Annotated in this window: 17 protein-coding genes; 13 read left to right on the top strand and 4 right to left on the bottom strand. The window is 41.1% G+C overall.

What is annotated here, in order from left to right:
* Positions 1-2: 2 nt before the first annotated feature.
* Together secB and FH971_RS19640 are read right to left on the bottom strand one after the other, a co-directional pair.
* The gene (gene secB, locus FH971_RS19645; RefSeq protein ID WP_140235392.1) at positions 3-476 is read right to left on the bottom strand and encodes a protein-export chaperone SecB; all 474 of its coding nucleotides are present in this window, start codon (positions 474-476) and stop codon (positions 3-5) included.
* Between the two features lie 206 nt (positions 477-682).
* Positions 683-1,117 carry a rhodanese-like domain-containing protein gene (locus FH971_RS19640; protein WP_137224439.1) on the bottom strand — a complete coding sequence of 145 codons (435 nt, stop codon included), beginning with the start codon at positions 1,115-1,117 and terminating at the stop codon, positions 683-685.
* Between the two features lie 253 nt (positions 1,118-1,370).
* On the opposite strand from FH971_RS19640, the gene gpmM reads away from it, so the two are divergent.
* From gpmM to FH971_RS19625, 3 genes are all read left to right on the top strand, one after another.
* The gene (gene gpmM, locus FH971_RS19635; RefSeq protein WP_137224442.1) at positions 1,371-2,912 is read left to right on the top strand and encodes a 2,3-bisphosphoglycerate-independent phosphoglycerate mutase; all 1,542 of its coding nucleotides are present in this window, start codon (positions 1,371-1,373) and stop codon (positions 2,910-2,912) included.
* Between the two features lie 10 nt (positions 2,913-2,922).
* Positions 2,923-4,056: a murein hydrolase activator EnvC family protein gene (locus FH971_RS19630; protein WP_140235391.1), complete on the top strand. Its 1,134-nt coding sequence runs from the start codon at positions 2,923-2,925 to the stop codon at positions 4,054-4,056.
* Between the two features lie 217 nt (positions 4,057-4,273).
* On the top strand, positions 4,274-4,990 hold the full coding sequence (locus tag FH971_RS19625; RefSeq protein ID WP_140235656.1) for a divergent polysaccharide deacetylase family protein: 717 nt from the start codon (positions 4,274-4,276) through the stop codon (positions 4,988-4,990).
* Here the strand turns inward: FH971_RS19625 and FH971_RS19620 are convergent.
* Both FH971_RS19620 and FH971_RS19615 read right to left on the bottom strand, forming a co-directional pair.
* A complete protein-coding gene (locus tag FH971_RS19620) occupies positions 4,965-5,420 on the bottom strand; it encodes an Rrf2 family transcriptional regulator (RefSeq protein ID WP_137224448.1) in 456 nt (151 codons plus the stop codon). The two genes, FH971_RS19625 and FH971_RS19620, sit on opposite strands and share 26 nt — an antisense overlap.
* Before the next feature lie 35 nt (positions 5,421-5,455).
* Entirely contained in the window at positions 5,456-5,707 is a 252-nt protein-coding gene (locus FH971_RS19615) for a YkgJ family cysteine cluster protein (RefSeq protein WP_140235390.1), read from the bottom strand.
* A 317-nt stretch (positions 5,708-6,024) separates the two neighbouring features.
* Here FH971_RS19615 and rihA point away from each other — a divergent pair, with 317 nt between their 5' ends.
* The 10 genes from rihA (at position 6,025) to FH971_RS19565 (ending at position 14,937) form a co-directional block, all read left to right on the top strand.
* Entirely contained in the window at positions 6,025-6,966 is a 942-nt protein-coding gene (rihA, locus tag FH971_RS19610; RefSeq protein ID WP_137224453.1) for a pyrimidine-specific ribonucleoside hydrolase RihA, read from the top strand.
* 327 nt (positions 6,967-7,293) lie between these two features.
* A complete protein-coding gene (gene rbsK / locus FH971_RS19605; protein WP_140235389.1) occupies positions 7,294-8,202 on the top strand; it encodes a ribokinase in 909 nt (302 codons plus the stop codon).
* Positions 8,203-8,388: 186 nt separating this feature from the next.
* A complete protein-coding gene (locus FH971_RS19600; protein ID WP_140235388.1) occupies positions 8,389-9,252 on the top strand; it encodes an alpha/beta hydrolase family protein in 864 nt (287 codons plus the stop codon).
* Positions 9,253-9,373: 121 nt separating this feature from the next.
* On the top strand, positions 9,374-10,210 hold the full coding sequence (locus FH971_RS19595; RefSeq protein ID WP_206194436.1) for a metalloregulator ArsR/SmtB family transcription factor: 837 nt from the start codon (positions 9,374-9,376) through the stop codon (positions 10,208-10,210).
* A gap of 64 nt (positions 10,211-10,274) precedes the next feature.
* Positions 10,275-11,294 carry an ACR3 family arsenite efflux transporter gene (gene arsB, locus FH971_RS19590; RefSeq protein ID WP_140235387.1) on the top strand — a complete coding sequence of 340 codons (1,020 nt, stop codon included), beginning with the start codon at positions 10,275-10,277 and terminating at the stop codon, positions 11,292-11,294.
* A gap of 75 nt (positions 11,295-11,369) precedes the next feature.
* Positions 11,370-11,864, top strand: a complete 495-nt coding sequence (locus tag FH971_RS19585; protein ID WP_137224482.1) for a phosphatase domain-containing putative toxin — start codon at positions 11,370-11,372, stop codon at positions 11,862-11,864.
* A gap of 61 nt (positions 11,865-11,925) precedes the next feature.
* Entirely contained in the window at positions 11,926-12,936 is a 1,011-nt protein-coding gene (locus FH971_RS19580; RefSeq protein WP_137224485.1) for an ArsJ-associated glyceraldehyde-3-phosphate dehydrogenase, read from the top strand.
* 5 nt (positions 12,937-12,941) lie between these two features.
* Complete coding sequence (gene arsJ / locus FH971_RS19575; RefSeq protein WP_140235386.1) at positions 12,942-14,159, top strand: organoarsenical effux MFS transporter ArsJ; 1,218 nt, start codon at positions 12,942-12,944, stop codon at positions 14,157-14,159.
* A 327-nt stretch (positions 14,160-14,486) separates the two neighbouring features.
* Positions 14,487-14,663: a DUF1328 family protein gene (locus FH971_RS19570; RefSeq protein WP_011639407.1), complete on the top strand. Its 177-nt coding sequence runs from the start codon at positions 14,487-14,489 to the stop codon at positions 14,661-14,663.
* Positions 14,664-14,742: 79 nt separating this feature from the next.
* Complete coding sequence (locus FH971_RS19565) at positions 14,743-14,937, top strand: hypothetical protein (RefSeq protein ID WP_101033394.1); 195 nt, start codon at positions 14,743-14,745, stop codon at positions 14,935-14,937.
* Positions 14,938-15,099: the final 162 nt, after the last annotated feature.

Genomic DNA, 15,099 nt, shown 5'->3' with positions numbered 1-15,099 from the left:
AATTACGCAGTAGCTTCTTCAGTTGCTGCAGTTTGACGCTGTTGAACGTACTGAGCAAATAGAGCATCAAAGTTAACTGGAGCAAGGTTTAGTTGTGGGAAAGTACCACGACCAACTAAGTTACCCACTAATTCACGTGCGTATGGGAACAATACGTTAGGGCAATATGCGCCTAAAGAATGTGCAAGTTGTTGTTCAGTTAAACCAACAATTGAGAAAATACCCGCTTGCTGAACTTCACATAAAAAAGCGGTATCTTCGCCATTTTTAGCCGTAACCGTTAACGATAAGATGACTTCATATGTGTCGTCAGACAGCTTGTTGCTGCGAGTATCTAAATCTAATTTTACTTCTGGGTTCCATTCTTTCTGGAAAACAGCAGGGCTGTTTGGTGTTTCAAAAGACAAATCCTTTGTATAAATACGCTGAATGTTGAACTGTGGTGCTTGTGCTTCGTTGTTTGCTACTTCAGCCATAATTTCCTACCTATCAATGTTATTTAGCTTTTCTGTGAAGCTAATTGTGTTGGGCTGTTACGCCTAATGAAAAGAGTTAATCTAACATTAGTGCAATCCCGTAAAGTTGATCCAGCTCGATAAATGATAACGAACAAAATCTTGATAATAAGCCGTGTTAACGGATATCTACATTCATTAACACCGCATACCATTAAGTCATAATATTAACGTTTGCTTTTAACTACGGGTAAATTTGCACTCTGCCATTCAGCCATGCCGCCTTTAAGGTTAAACATGTTTTCAAACCCTTGTTTAGTAAGAAGTTGAGCTGCTTGTGACGATGTCATACCTGAGTTACATACTAATATAATGGGGCTAGTTTTGAACTTTTCAAGGCTAGTGACTTGATTATTTTTGATTTCTGTTAGGGTCACATTGAGCGCATCAACAATATGGCCTTTTTTAAATTCTTCTTTACTACGCACATCAACAACTTTGGCATCTTGCTTATTTACCATGAGTGTTAACTCTTGATGACTGACGTTTTTCACTTTTGATGTGCTAGATTTTATGACACTAACAACAAGTGCTACAAACAAGCCGACCCACGCTAAGCTTAACATTGGGTTTGCTTTAAAAAATTCCATATATTCTTGCATAATTATTGATTTCTCTGACGATGACTAAGATGAGATGGCCCCGAGTATATCGGTTTGCTCGGCAGTTTTCATTAAAGAAACACCTAAAATAAACGGTTTAAGTCGAGTTATTTGCAACTGACCTATTGTTATCCGTTGCTTTAGTTATATCTTCAAACCTATATGCCTTTTGCACACTATCGATAAGTAGTAATATTAATTCAATTGAAATTTTCTAACACTTCTATTTTTAACTTAAAAAGGTATTTGCAAAATGACAAAGAAACGTCCACTCGCATTACTTATTCTTGATGGCTGGGGTTACAGTGAAGATACGCAATATAACGCGGTTTTTAGTGCCAATACTCCTGTTTTAGATAAGCTTAATGCACAATATCCTCATAGTCTTATTTCTGGTTCTGGCATGGACGTCGGATTACCCGATGGTCAAATGGGTAACTCTGAAGTAGGTCATATCAATATTGGCTCTGGCCGAATTGTGTATCAAGAGCTTACTCGTATCAGTAAAGCAATTGCTGACCATGAGTTTGAAAAAAATCCTGTGCTTTGTGATGCAGTAGATAAAGCTATCGCAGCAAAGGGTGCTGTTCACATTATGGGGTTATTGTCCCCTGGTGGTGTACATAGTCATGAAGATCACATCGAAGCTATGTGCCGTATGGCCGTTGAGCGTGGTGCAACCAAAGTGTATTTACACGCTTTTCTAGATGGCCGAGATACACCTCCTCGTAGTGCTAAAAAAAGCTTAGAACATTTTGATAAGCTATTTGCCTCATTAGGTCATGGCCGTATTGCATCTATGATTGGCCGCTACTTTGCGATGGACCGTGACAATCGTTGGGATCGCGTATCGCAAGCCTACGAATTAATTACCGAAGGCAAAAGTCAATACACTTACACATCGGCGCCAGAAGCATTGGACGCCGCTTATGCTCGCGATGAAAATGATGAGTTTGTTAAAGCTTCTGCAATTGTTGATGCTCAAGGTGACGCTGCGGTATTAAACGATAACGATTCGCTGATTTTTATGAATTTCCGCGCTGATCGTGCTCGTCAACTTACTCGTAGTTTTGTTAATCCTGATTTTGACGGTTTTGTACGTAATAAAACACCAAAAATCAACTTTGTGATGCTAACAGACTATGCTGCAGACATTAACGCTCCGGTAGCCTATCCATCGAGTGATTTAGTCAATACCTTAGGTGAAACCCTGCAAAACCTGCATAAGACTCAGCTGCGCATTTCAGAAACAGAAAAATATGCCCATGTGACCTTCTTTTTCAATGGCGGCAAAGAAGAGCCATTTGAAGGTGAAGATCGTATTTTAATTCAGTCGCCTAAGGTCGCTACATATGATCTGCAACCTGAAATGAGCTCAGCAGAATTAACCGATAAATTGGTCGCCGCAATAGAGTCTACAAAATATGATGTGATCATTTGCAACTATCCAAATGGTGATATGGTAGGCCATAGTGGGAACTTTGATGCCGCAGTTAAAGCCTGTGAAGCGGTTGATGCATGTATTGGCCGGGTCGTCGAAGCGTTAGCGAAAGTTGATGGTGAATGCTTGATTACAGCCGATCATGGTAATGCAGAGAAAATGAAAGATCCTTCTAACGGACAACCATTTACAGCTCATACCAGTAACTTAGTGCCCTTTATTTATGTCGGTCGTGACGCCACTATAAAAGATGGTGGACGTTTGAGTGATATCGCGCCAACTATGTTAACCTTAATGGGCCAAAGTATCCCGAAAGAAATGACTGGACGCTGTATCATTGACCTTAAAGAGTAAACATTAACTCGTGATAAATCGTTTATTTGTAAAAGCCAGCATTATAGCTGGCTTTCTAATCTTTTCACTTACAGCGAATAGCGCTGATTTGTCTTCACGCCAATCGGCTTTGAAGTCTATTCAAGTGCAGATAAACCAGCAGCAAAATTCACTGAAAGACACTGCTAAGCAACGAGAGAAGCTGATTGCGTTACTTAAAAGTGATGAGCAAGCGATTGCCAAAGCAGCTCAAAAAGTGAATCAATCACAAACATCTCTCGCGACCGTTAATACCAAACTTCGCGAACTCGACAAGCAACAAATCGAACTCGCCAGCCTCAAAACTAGCCAACAAGAAACTTTATCAAATCAGTTGTCGAGTGCTTATTTAGCCGGTAATCATGATTACACCAAAATGATGCTTAACCAGCAAAAACCTGCCGCCGTTGAACGTATGCTAGCTTATTATCAATTTTTGAATAATGCCCGAATTAAGGCCATTAAGCAGCTCAAGCAAACCAGTATCGATTTAGATACCGTTAAGCAACAGCAAGTCACGGCTCAACAAAAACTCAATGCGTTAGTCATAGACCAAAAACAACAAGCACTGCAATTAACTAAAGAGCAAGGTCAACGCCAACAAACATTGACTCAATTACAACGAACCTTATCCAGTAAAGGTGCGGAATTAGAACAACTGCAAATAGAAGAGGCGAGTTTAAAACGTATTGTGCAGCAAGCCATGCTGGCCGCAAAGGCCAACCCAACAATGGACGGAATAGCAAGCCAGAAAGGCAAATTGAAATGGCCAACTAACGGCAGAATAAGTAAACGCTTTGGTAGTAGCCGCTCTGGACAAATTGTTTGGAAAGGTGCGGTACTTGCTGCACCAGAAGGACAAAATATCAATGCTGTGGCATCAGGGAAAGTGATTTATGCAGACTGGTTACGTGGTTTTGGTATGGTATTAGTGATTGACCACGGCAAAGGCTATATGAGCCTCTACGGTCACGCCCAAACGCTATTAAAGCAACCTGGTGATATGGTAAAAAGCGGTGAGTCTATTGCACTTGTTGGTCGTTCAGGCGGGCAACGTGAGCCTGGTTTATATTTTGAAATTCGTAATAAGGGTAAAGCGGTTGATCCCGCATATTATTGCCGTTAAACATGAGAACCCAACAGTTAATTCGCTCATTATTTGTCACTTTTTAGTCCCTTACCGCGCCAGTTAATAAGTAAGACTGCCAATTAGCACTATATCACTGGCTATAACTGTGCTTATAATTATGCAGAGATCAAAAAAATAACAATTACTCACTTAACCAAAATAAGTTAAATTTGTGCTAAAGCTATTATTAATCCTATTCTTACTCAGTAGCATCATGCCTGCTACCGCCGCTAAACTTGCCATCATCATTGACGATATTGGTTATCGCCTAACTGACGAAGCGGCATTGTCATTACCACAGAATATTACTTTATCGGTGCTTCCTCATACTCCCTTGGGTCAGAAACTGGCCACAGATGGTCACAAAAAAGGCCATGAAATTATGTTGCACCTACCAATGCAAGCCTTAAATGGTAAAGCGTTAGGACCTGGCGGATTAACTAATGATATGAGTGAGGCACAAATTAAACAGCAATTACAAAGTGCATTTTCTAGCATTCCGTTTGCTAAAGGGGCAAACAATCACATGGGTAGCTTATTGACTCAGATGGATGAACCGATGTTATGGGTAATGCAGAGTTTAAAGCAACAACAATTGTTTTTTGTCGACAGTGTTACCACTAAATACACCCGAGCCAGCAACCAAGCGATAAAACTAGGCGTGCCATTACTCAGAAGGCAGGTGTTTCTAGACAACGATATTAATGAAGAGGCATTAGAGAAACAATTTCAACAGATAATAACGCGATCGAAACAGCAAGGCAGTCTTGTTGCTATTGCTCATCCTTATCCTGAAACCATTCGATTTTTAAATGCTAACTTAGCTCGATTAAAAGAAAATGGCATCATATTAGTGCCTACATCTCAATTATTCGATGAAGTTGGTATCGCAACCGCTGGTCAGCCTAATCCAACTGCAACACTGAAATAGACAAATCCGGTAAAGTAGACAATATATCGGTTCTATTAGCGACAATATCAGTTAGAGTATATTGGTCTAGTACTGCCAAGTAAGCCGCAACCGCTTGACCTAAAATACCTTTTAATCGACAGACTGTCGTAAAACGGCAATAAGGCGACTCACAATCGATTGGCGCTAATGAGTGTTCTAAATCGCGAACTAGTTGTCCAAGCAGTACATCATCAGCCGCTTTTGCTAATCTAAAACCACCGCTTTTACCTCTAACTGTGTGTAAATACCCCAGCTTCCCTAATTGGTGGATAATTTTGGCCACATGATTTGAAGAAAGATCAAATACACTGGTCACTTCTGCAATTCGAAACAAGCTTTCTCGTTCGGGTTGCACCGCAAGATACATTAAAATGCGGATACCAAAATCTGTATATCGGGTTAGTTGCATGAGCTAAAAGATCCAAGGTAAATTAAGTTAGCACGTTAGCACGTTGAAGATTCTAAATCAGTGATCAACCATAAAGCTTGCTGATTTGTTGTGCCACATACATCAATGCTTGCACTAAAATCAGCGCAAACATCGGGACGATCAGAATGACCAAATATCATACACAAATTATCATTATCTAGCTGAATACAGCGTACTCCAGCAGGTTTACCATTTGGCATACCTGGAATGGCGCTCGTAATAGAAGGTGCGATACAACAAGCACCACAACCTAAACGACAATCCATACTCTTCTCCACGCTTTCAAACAGAAAACACCCATTATATATGAGTCCGATAAGCGCTATTGGAAAAAGCTGCAATTAAGTCGCACTGTAAATGTTATGTCACTGATAATATGTGTTTTGTTTACATAATTATTTTTTATAACATTTGAAACACGTATCAGACTTCAATTGCCTTAAGTGAGTTTATATTAACTGCATCCAATAGCGATGAGTTGTTTACTTAATCTTGATTTTAGATCACATTTTTATCGTTTAAGCATGAATGCTCTGACAAGCAAGTGATACATTAACTGTACATTCGAATAAGGCAATTACCTATGAAACGTCCCGTTATTCTCGATTGCGATCCCGGTCATGATGATGCTATTTCACTTATTTTAGCACTCAGTTCTGCTAAGCTCGATGTGCTAGCCGTAACAACCAGTGCAGGCAATCAAACTCCGGAAAAAACCCTCAATAATGCACTGCGGGTATTAACATTACTCGGTCGTCATGATATTCCTGTTGCGGGTGGTGCACCTAAGCCTTTAGCGCGAGAATTGATCATTGCAGACAACGTACATGGCGAAAGTGGCCTTGATGGTCCAAAACTGCCAGATCCTGCATTCGCTCCAGTGGCACAAAGTGCCATTGAATTAATGGCCGATAAAGTTAGAAACAGCCAGCAAGCTGTCACACTGGTTCCTACTGGCCCATTAACGAATATTGCACTGTTTCTTGCTGCACATCCTGAGCTTCATAGTAACATAGACAGTATTGTCTTAATGGGTGGTGCAGCTGGCGTTGGCAATTGGACTCCTGCTGCGGAGTTTAATATTTTTGTCGATCCAGAAGCTGCTGATATGGTGTTTAAATCAGGTATTCCCATTGTCATGTGTGGCCTAGATGTTACTCATGAAGCACAAATTATGGATGAGGATATTGAGCGAATTAGAGCGATTAACAACCCGATAGCTAAATGCGTTGCCGAGCTACTCGACTTTTTCATGATTTACCATCGCGATCCCAAATGGGGTTTCACTGGGGCGCCATTACATGATCCTTGTACTATTGCGTGGCTGCTCAATCCGTCGCTATTTACTGCCATCGATTGCTGGGTAGGTATCGAAACCAAAGGTGAGCATACCCAAGGTATGACTGTGGTTGATCGTTATCAATTAACCGGAAAACCGCACAATGCCAAAGTATTGTTTAATATTGATCGCTCTGGTTTTGTTGATTTCATCGTTGAGCGTTTAAACGATTACTCGGGTCTGTAGATCTTTGCCGGTTAAATTTTGTTTGAGATAAAAGCGTTTTAATCGAGGCGAGTGGATTGCTGCCTAGTCATCTAAGCACCACTCGCTAATCAAAGAATCGCTCAACAAAGAGTAAACCGCTTTTGCTGAACCCTTCGGGCAGCATTTGTTGATCGTTTTTACTGTGTTGTCAGCTTTTTTTGTAGAATAACGACACCATAAAGCCTCAGCCTTGTAACTCATAATTTTAATTATGGGCCAACAATTCGCTGCAAAAACAACCTTGAATGATCAGCAGCCCTGGTTAACTCATGCCATGCAGTTCTTGCATGGCAACTAAGGATATCCATGAGTACTTTATTAGTTGTTGGTAGTGCCAATGCCGACCATGTTTTAACATTTGATGAATTACCCCAAGCAGGGCAAACCTTAATCAGTCAGCAATATCGACTAGAATTGGGCGGAAAAGGCGCAAACCAAGCGGTTGCAGCGGCACGATTACGTAATGCTGACCAAAATATCTATTTTATCAGTGCTCTTGGTGACGATAGCAATGCAGCAACAATGCGAAAAACTTGGGCCGCTGATGGTATCGATTTAAGCGGCTGTTATGAGATTGCCAATCAAAGCACTGGCACTGCGGTGATTTTTGTTAACCAACATGGCGAAAACAGTATTGGGGTGGTTCCTGGCGCTAATGCCTATTTGTCTGCTCAACATATTCAGCAACAACAAGCATTATTTGCTCAAGCTGATTACATGTTGATTCAACTAGAAACGCCTATTGATAGTGTGCAGCAGGCATTAACACTGGCCAAACAATATCATTGCACAACCATTCTAAACCCCGCCCCCGCAGCGAAACTTAGTCATGATGTATTGAGCTTAATCGATATTATCACCCCTAACGAAACAGAAGCTTTGGCATTAAGCGGAATTGAGGTTATCGATCAACAAAGCGCATCAAAAGCAGCAGAGTATCTTCATCAGCAAGGTATCAATATCGTCATCATTACGCTTGGCAGCAAAGGGGCTTACCTAAGCGAACAAGGCCAAGGGCAAATTATTCCAGCTCCCACTGTTTGCGCAGTTGATACTGTAGCCGCTGGAGACACTTTTAATGGCGCATTAATGGTGGCATTAGATGAAGGCAAAAGCATAAAAGACGCTGTCGAATTTGCCAATAAAGCATCATCTATTGCCGTCACCCGCCATGGGGCACAAAGTAGTATTCCATATAGAAAAGAATTAATTTAATGACTATTTGTGGATTGACGACAACACACTTGTTGCTATGTTTTATGGTCTTAAATCAAACATAGCATTTCCGTTTAATATTTCAGTTTGACATGAATAGACGGTTTTATTGCCTGTATGACAATATCTGTTACTTTGGCATATAGGTAATATTGATTAACCCCAAATAGGTGTGATGACAACACGATGAGTCTGCAAAATGTAAAGCAAATAACAATAACATGCAGCGACGGTGAATCACTTGCTGCCTCCGTTTATCAGCCCACTAGCACAGTGAAAGGTGCGGTGATGATGGCGCCTGCTACAGGGATTAAAAGACTGTTTTACGCTAGTTTTGCTAACTACCTTGCTAATAATGATTATGGCGTTATTACGTTTGATAACCGAGGTATTGGTGGCTCATCAACCGGGCCAATTGCTCAAAATGCTGCATCGTTGCAGTGTTGGGGCGAAAAAGACATGCCAGCGGTGCTGGAATGTTTACAACAGATATTTCCGCAAACTAAATACCATTTGATGGGCCACAGTGCTGGTGGCCAACTAATAGGATTAATGCATAATGCAATGGACATTAGTTCAATGTTCAATTTTGCATGTTCTTCTGGTCAGCTAACAAATATGAAGTTGGCCTATTTAGTTCAAGCGCATTTTTTTATGAACTTTTTTATTCCGTTAAGTAATGCGATGTTTGGTCATACTAAGTCTCAGTGGCTGGGTATGGGAGAGCCACTGCCAAAGAGCGTAGCCAAACAATGGCAGCAATGGTGTAACGGCCAAGGTTATGTCAAAACGGCTTTTGGTAAAACGGTGCATCAACATTGTTATAACGAACTGACTTTACCGTCATTGTGGGTGAATGCGGTGGATGATGATATTGCCAATAATGCCAACGTAGCAGACATGATGTCGGTGTTTCCTAAACTTAATGGTCAAACCTTAACCCTAACGCCAAGTGAACATGGGTTATCAGAAATCGGTCATATGAAGTTTTTTAGCAGTAAATCTCAAGCCTTGTGGCCATTAGCGTTGGATTGGCTAGATAAGCACTAAAGTCGCTTAAATCGTTCCTGTTTATATTTAATAATATAAACAGGTTTTTTCCTTTCTTTGCTTGTATATGTAAATAATCATATATATAGTTGTTGGCATATTCTTGCTAGGTGTGCCATCAATGAAAAAGAAAAGTGTGTTGTTCTTATGTACGGGTAACTCTGCGCGATCTCAAATGGCAGAAGCCTTGTTAAGAAATAAAGCCGCAGATCAATTTGATGCGTTTAGCGCAGGAACTCACCCTGAAGAAGTCGATAGCCGAGCCATTGATGCTATAGCGCGTTTTGGTGCTGATACCCGAGGTTTAGTGTCTAAAAGCGTGCAAACGTTTAACGGTAGACAGTTTGATTATGTGATTACCCTTTGTGAAAAAGCTAATACTGAATGTCGAAGTTACCCTGGTGCTGGTAAACAATTGGCGTGGGATTTCCCCGATCCTAAAACCCGTAAAGGCAATCATCCATTTTCAAGCACCATGACCGAGCTTAACAATCGTTTGTCGATGTTTTTGCTGGTGGAAAATAAAGTCACTTCCAAGGCCTCTAATGAGATTGCCATCGAGACAAAAATCGAAGATCACAATCAATCTGTCCCAGAACGATTAACCGATTTCGATCCTGTTACATTTTATAAATGCCTTACCGATGACATTCGCTTAAAAAGCATCATGTTAGCCCATTACCACGGTGAACTGTGTGTGTGCGAGCTGATGGAAGCGTTGAATGAAGAGAGCCAACCTAAAGTGTCGCGCAATTTAGCCTTGTTAAAAAAGGCGGCAATTATTAGCGACAGAAAACACGGCCAATGGGTGTTTTATCGTATCAATCCTAACTTACCTCTATGGGCCAAATCAGTAATAGCAGAAACCACTGAAAACAATCTTGGGTTGATTATGTCGCCATTAGAGCGGTTAGACATTATGCAAAATAGACCGAACAAGGTGAGTTTTTGTCGTTAATGCTGTGTTGTAAAAAACATGATTAATATTTTTGTGTTGTACCCTCATTGTTTGGAGTCTTGCTATGGGAATGTTTGAACGGTTTTTATCGGTATGGGTTGGCTTAAGTATGTTGGCTGGGGTGTTGTTAGGTTTATGGCAGCCCGATATCTTTCAAGTTATAGCTAACCTTGAAATCGCCCACGTTAACTTGGTGGTAGCGGTGTTTATTTGGGTGATGATTTACCCAATGATGGTGCAAATTGATTTTTCTTCCATAAAAGATGTTGGTCGAAATCCCAAGGGACTATTACTGACCGTGGTTATTAATTGGTTAATTAAACCCTTTACCATGGCGGCATTAGGATGGTTGTTTTTTAAAGTGTTGTTTGCTGACATGGTTGACCCTGCATCTGCCCAAGAATATATCGCAGGGATGATTTTATTAGGTGTTGCGCCATGTACTGCGATGGTGTTTGTGTGGTCACAACTAACCAAAGGAGATGCGAATTACACCTTGGTACAAGTGTCGGTTAATGATGTAATTATGATTTTTGCCTTTGCACCAATCACTGCATTATTACTTGGCGTGAGCGATATTCAGGTGCCTTGGGAAACCTTGCTGATCTCTGTGGTGTTGTATGTGCTATTGCCTCTGATTGCTGGTGTGACAACACGTTACTTGCTTAATCGCCGCCATGGATTAGCCGCAGTTAACTCATTTTTGGCCACCTTAAAACCATGGTCGATTATCGGTTTACTTGCCACAGTGGTGTTGCTGTTTGGTTTTCAGGCCAAGGTCATTGTGTCAGATCCTAAAACCATTGGCTTAATAGCTGTGCCTTTGATTATTCAAACTTATGGCATTTTTATTATTGCGTATATAGCAGCTAAATGGCTTAAATTAAAACATAACATTGCTGCTCCAGCCTGTTTGATTGGTACCTCTAACTTTTTCGAACTGGCTGTGGCCGTGGCGATATCACTTTTCGGGCTGCATTCAGGAGCCGCGTTGGCTACAGTGGTTGGGGTATTAGTTGAAGTGCCAGTGATGTTGTCGCTAGTGGCCATTATTAATCGAACTCAACATTGGTTTAACCACTGATTTAGTCGTTTTACGAGTTCAGTTTTATTAATCAATTTATTGAAAATTTTTTAAAGTTACTTTTCGGAGTTAACCATGCAACCTCATCCTTATGATGTTTTAACGTTAGAAAATGGTGCTAAGCTAATTTTTACTCCGTGTCCAGGCACTAAAGATGAAGCCGTCGAGGCATCAATTGCCACATTGAAGGCGGCTGGTACAAAAATGCTAATCACTTTGATGTTCGATGATGAAATAGTGCGCAATGAAGCGGAGGATTTACCCACAGAATGTACCATACAGAACATTATCTGGGCTCAACTGCCCATTGCTGACGATGCAGCGCCAGGACAAGAGTTTGAAATTCAGTGGTTAGCTCATAAAACCCAGATTATTAAATTGTTAAATGACCAAGGCACTATAGCAGTGCATTGCAAAGGTGGTTCGGGCCGCACGGGGTTGGTGATTGGTCTGATATTAGCAAGCTTAGGCTGGCCTAAAAATAAAGTCATTAATGCAGTGCAAGCTCTACGACCCAAGGCGTTGGCTCATCCAGTTCAACGTGAATATTTTGATGCATTTAATGGTTAGTATTTAGTGACTAGCCTTTGATATTACGACTTAAAAATGAGAGTAAGCTTAGGACAATATTATGACGATAAAAATAGGCATTAACGGTTTTGGCCGTATGGGACGTTTATCAATGCGCGCGGCGTATGATTGGGACGATGTAGAAATTGTGCATATTAACGATCCTGCTGGTGATGCAGCCACGCTGGCACATTTAATGACTTTTGATTCAGTCCATGGTCGTTGGCACCATGAGGCGACACATGATGGTGATGCCATTGTGATTAAGGGTAAAGCTATTCCTTGCAGCCGTAACATGGCCACCCAAGACACCGATTGGTCAAAATGTGATGTGGTGATTGAAGCCTCTGGCAAGATAAAAACTAAAGCCTTGCTACAAGCTTATTTAGATCAAGGTGTAAAACGGGTTGTGGTAACTGCGCCAGTAAAAGAAGACGGTGTACTCAATATTGTGATGGGCGTAAACGATGATTTATACGACAAAGCCATTCATCCAATCGTGACCGCAGCGTCGTGTACCACCAACTGTTTGGCGCCAGTGGTAAAAGTGATTCATGAAAAGATAGGTATTAAGCATGGCTCAATGACCACGATCCACGATATTACCAATACTCAAACTATTCTAGATGCTCCCCACAAAGACTTACGTCGCGCCCGTGCGTGTGGCATTAGTTTAATACCAACCACCACTGGTTCGGCTACCGCGATTACCCATATTTTCCCAGAGCTAAAAGGCAAGTTAAACGGCCATGCGATACGGGTGCCGTTAGCCAATGCGTCACTGACCGATTGCGTATTTGAAGTGGCTCGTGGAACAACGGTTGAAGAAGTAAACCAACTATTGAAGCAAGCTGCTGATACTGAACTGCAGGGCATTATGGGTTATGAAGAACGACCATTAGTGTCGGTAGATTATAAAACCGACCCGCGTTCAAGCATTATTGATGCCTTATCAACCATGGTGGTGAATGACACCCAAGTGAAACTGTATGTGTGGTATGACAACGAGTGGGGATACGCTAATCGTACCGCTGAGCTTGCCCGCAAAGTCGGCTTAGCAGATAAGGAATAATGCTTATGGGGTTGGATTCATTGCGTTCCTTATCACCATCGATAAAACAGTACTTACTGATCACCGGTAATTACTGGGCATTTACCTTAACCGATGGTGCTTTGCGTATGCTGGTGGTGTTGTATTTCCATCAATTGGGTTACAGCCCGTTAAATATTGCGATGTTGTTTTTGTTTTATGAGATTTTTGGTGTCGTCACTAATCTTGTTGGTGGTTGGTTAGGCGCAAAGCTTGGCCTAAATAACACTATGAATATTGGCTTAGGTCTGCAAATAGTGGCGTTAACTATGCTTACCGTACCCGCAGACATGTTGACTGTCGTTTATGTTATGGCAGCGCAAGCCTTGTCGGGAATTGCCAAAGATTTAAATAAAATGAGTGCCAAAAGTGCCATTAAAACGCTGGTGCCGGCAGATGCCGAGGGTAAGCTTTACCAATGGGTGGCGTTGTTAACGGGCTCTAAAAATGCCTTAAAAGGGATTGGTTTCTTTTTAGGTGGCGTATTGCTCACAAGCTTAGGATTTAGAGGCGCCATTATCTTAATGGCTTCACTATTAGGCATTGTATGGTTATGTAGTTTAGTGACCTTAAAAGATGACTTAGGCAAAGCGAAAAATAAACCAAAATTCAAAGATATTTTTTCTAAAAGCCGGGCTATTAACTTATTGTCGGCGGCGCGAATGTTTTTGTTTGGCGCCAGAGATGTATGGTTTGTGGTGGCATTACCGGTATTTTTAGCCACAACCTTTGGCTGGGATCATTGGTGGGTCGGCAGCTTTATGGCTAGCTGGGTGATTGGTTATGGTGTGGTGCAATCTGTTGCACCTTATTTCACCGGTAAACGACAGGGCAAAGTACCGAGCGGCCGAGCTGCATTTGCATGGGCAACTTACTTATTGCTCATTCCCGCCGCGATTGCAGTGGCGCTACATGCAGATTTTTATGTGCTGGAAAGTGTCGTTATCGGCTTATTAGTGTTTGGTGTGGTATTTGCGATTAACTCATCACTGCATAGCTACCTAATTGTTAGCTATGCCGGCAGTGATGGCGTGTCGCTGGATGTGGGCTTTTACTATATGGCTAATGCCATGGGGCGGCTTATTGGAACTGTACTGTCTGGTTGGGTGTATCAAGCCTATGGATTAGAAGCCTGCTTGTGGATATCCAGTGGCTTTGTAGCACTGGCAGCTTTAATTTCACTTAAGTTGCCTCATAAAGGGTAAACCATTACAGCCACTAGATGCATTTTTGTTTACTTATCGATATTTCGCTACGGTGGTGTGGTAGCCTGAAACTCTTACCGTATCATCGGTAAAAATTGCCTGCTCGTCTATGGCTTCCTCATTACTGATTTTCTTACCTTAAATTTAAAATATCTAAAAATCATGGTCTTATAACGTTTTGTTAAAGTTGGCACGATGTTGGCTTTAACTAATACATAGTCGTGGTGTGAATCGTTCGTTTTTACGATAGAGATAAGATATTTGTATAAATCTTCAGCGTAAATTCAATACACATCACAATGTAAACCGTACACCAAGGAGGTTTTTATGTTGGGCTGGACATTAATGTTTTTAGTTATAGCCGTTATAGCGGGTCTATTTGGTTTTACCGGTATTGCAGGTGCAGCAGCAGGCATCGCGAAAATTATTTTCTTTATTTTTATTGTGTTGCTAGTGATTTCGTTAGTAGCCAATGCAATTCGAGGAAAAGCTCCCCGAGCATAGTATTTACCTCATCTCTTAATCAGAGTTGAGGCTACTTAAACAAGTTTATTCGATTACAACCATCATCCTGGAGATGAATATGAAATTATTAAAATTACTAACAATGGCAAGTTTAATGGTGTTTTTAACGGCTGGTTTATCAGCATGTTCAGATAACAAAGCTGAAAATGCAGGCGAGAAAGTGGATGAAATGATCCAAGATGCTGGTAATGCAGTTGAAGATGCATGTGAAGATGTTAAAGAAGGTATGAAAGCAGAAGATCCTGACTGTTAAGCATTATACCAATCAAATTAACTATTTTATTCGTTGAAAGTCGTTAAGTTCTCTATTGAAAATGCATTAATATCGTTAGGGTAATGCCTATATAAATCAATGCAATTCGAAGTGAAAAGTTTGACTGATTGCTGCGGAGTAACCAGATAGTTATTAGGATAT

The sequence above is a fragment of the Shewanella polaris genome, from assembly GCF_006385555.1.
GTDB lineage: Bacteria > Pseudomonadota > Gammaproteobacteria > Enterobacterales > Shewanellaceae > Shewanella > Shewanella polaris.
The sequence above is the reverse complement of the archived record's forward strand: the minus strand, read 5'-3'. Positions and strand labels throughout refer to the sequence as shown.

What these genes read in the sequence shown, in the direction of transcription:
- FH971_RS19620 (WP_137224448.1), bottom strand. Translation starts at nt 5,420, where the DNA reads ATGCAACTAACCCGATATACAGATTTTGGTATCCGCATTTTAATGTAT.
- FH971_RS19565 (WP_101033394.1), top strand. Translation starts at nt 14,743, where the DNA reads ATGAAATTATTAAAATTACTAACAATGGCAAGTTTAATGGTGTTTTTA.
- FH971_RS19580 (WP_137224485.1), top strand. Translation starts at nt 11,926, where the DNA reads ATGACGATAAAAATAGGCATTAACGGTTTTGGCCGTATGGGACGTTTA.
- FH971_RS19595 (WP_206194436.1), top strand. Translation starts at nt 9,374, where the DNA reads ATGAAAAAGAAAAGTGTGTTGTTCTTATGTACGGGTAACTCTGCGCGA.
- FH971_RS19625 (WP_140235656.1), top strand. Translation starts at nt 4,274, where the DNA reads ATGCCTGCTACCGCCGCTAAACTTGCCATCATCATTGACGATATTGGT.
- FH971_RS19570 (WP_011639407.1), top strand. Translation starts at nt 14,487, where the DNA reads ATGTTGGGCTGGACATTAATGTTTTTAGTTATAGCCGTTATAGCGGGT.
- FH971_RS19600 (WP_140235388.1), top strand. Translation starts at nt 8,389, where the DNA reads ATGAGTCTGCAAAATGTAAAGCAAATAACAATAACATGCAGCGACGGT.
- FH971_RS19640 (WP_137224439.1), bottom strand. Translation starts at nt 1,117, where the DNA reads ATGCAAGAATATATGGAATTTTTTAAAGCAAACCCAATGTTAAGCTTA.
- FH971_RS19615 (WP_140235390.1), bottom strand. Translation starts at nt 5,707, where the DNA reads ATGGATTGTCGTTTAGGTTGTGGTGCTTGTTGTATCGCACCTTCTATT.
- gpmM (WP_137224442.1), top strand. Translation starts at nt 1,371, where the DNA reads ATGACAAAGAAACGTCCACTCGCATTACTTATTCTTGATGGCTGGGGT.
- FH971_RS19585 (WP_137224482.1), top strand. Translation starts at nt 11,370, where the DNA reads ATGCAACCTCATCCTTATGATGTTTTAACGTTAGAAAATGGTGCTAAG.
- arsB (WP_140235387.1), top strand. Translation starts at nt 10,275, where the DNA reads ATGGGAATGTTTGAACGGTTTTTATCGGTATGGGTTGGCTTAAGTATG.
- secB (WP_140235392.1), bottom strand. Translation starts at nt 476, where the DNA reads ATGGCTGAAGTAGCAAACAACGAAGCACAAGCACCACAGTTCAACATT.
- rihA (WP_137224453.1), top strand. Translation starts at nt 6,025, where the DNA reads ATGAAACGTCCCGTTATTCTCGATTGCGATCCCGGTCATGATGATGCT.
- rbsK (WP_140235389.1), top strand. Translation starts at nt 7,294, where the DNA reads ATGAGTACTTTATTAGTTGTTGGTAGTGCCAATGCCGACCATGTTTTA.
- arsJ (WP_140235386.1), top strand. Translation starts at nt 12,942, where the DNA reads ATGGGGTTGGATTCATTGCGTTCCTTATCACCATCGATAAAACAGTAC.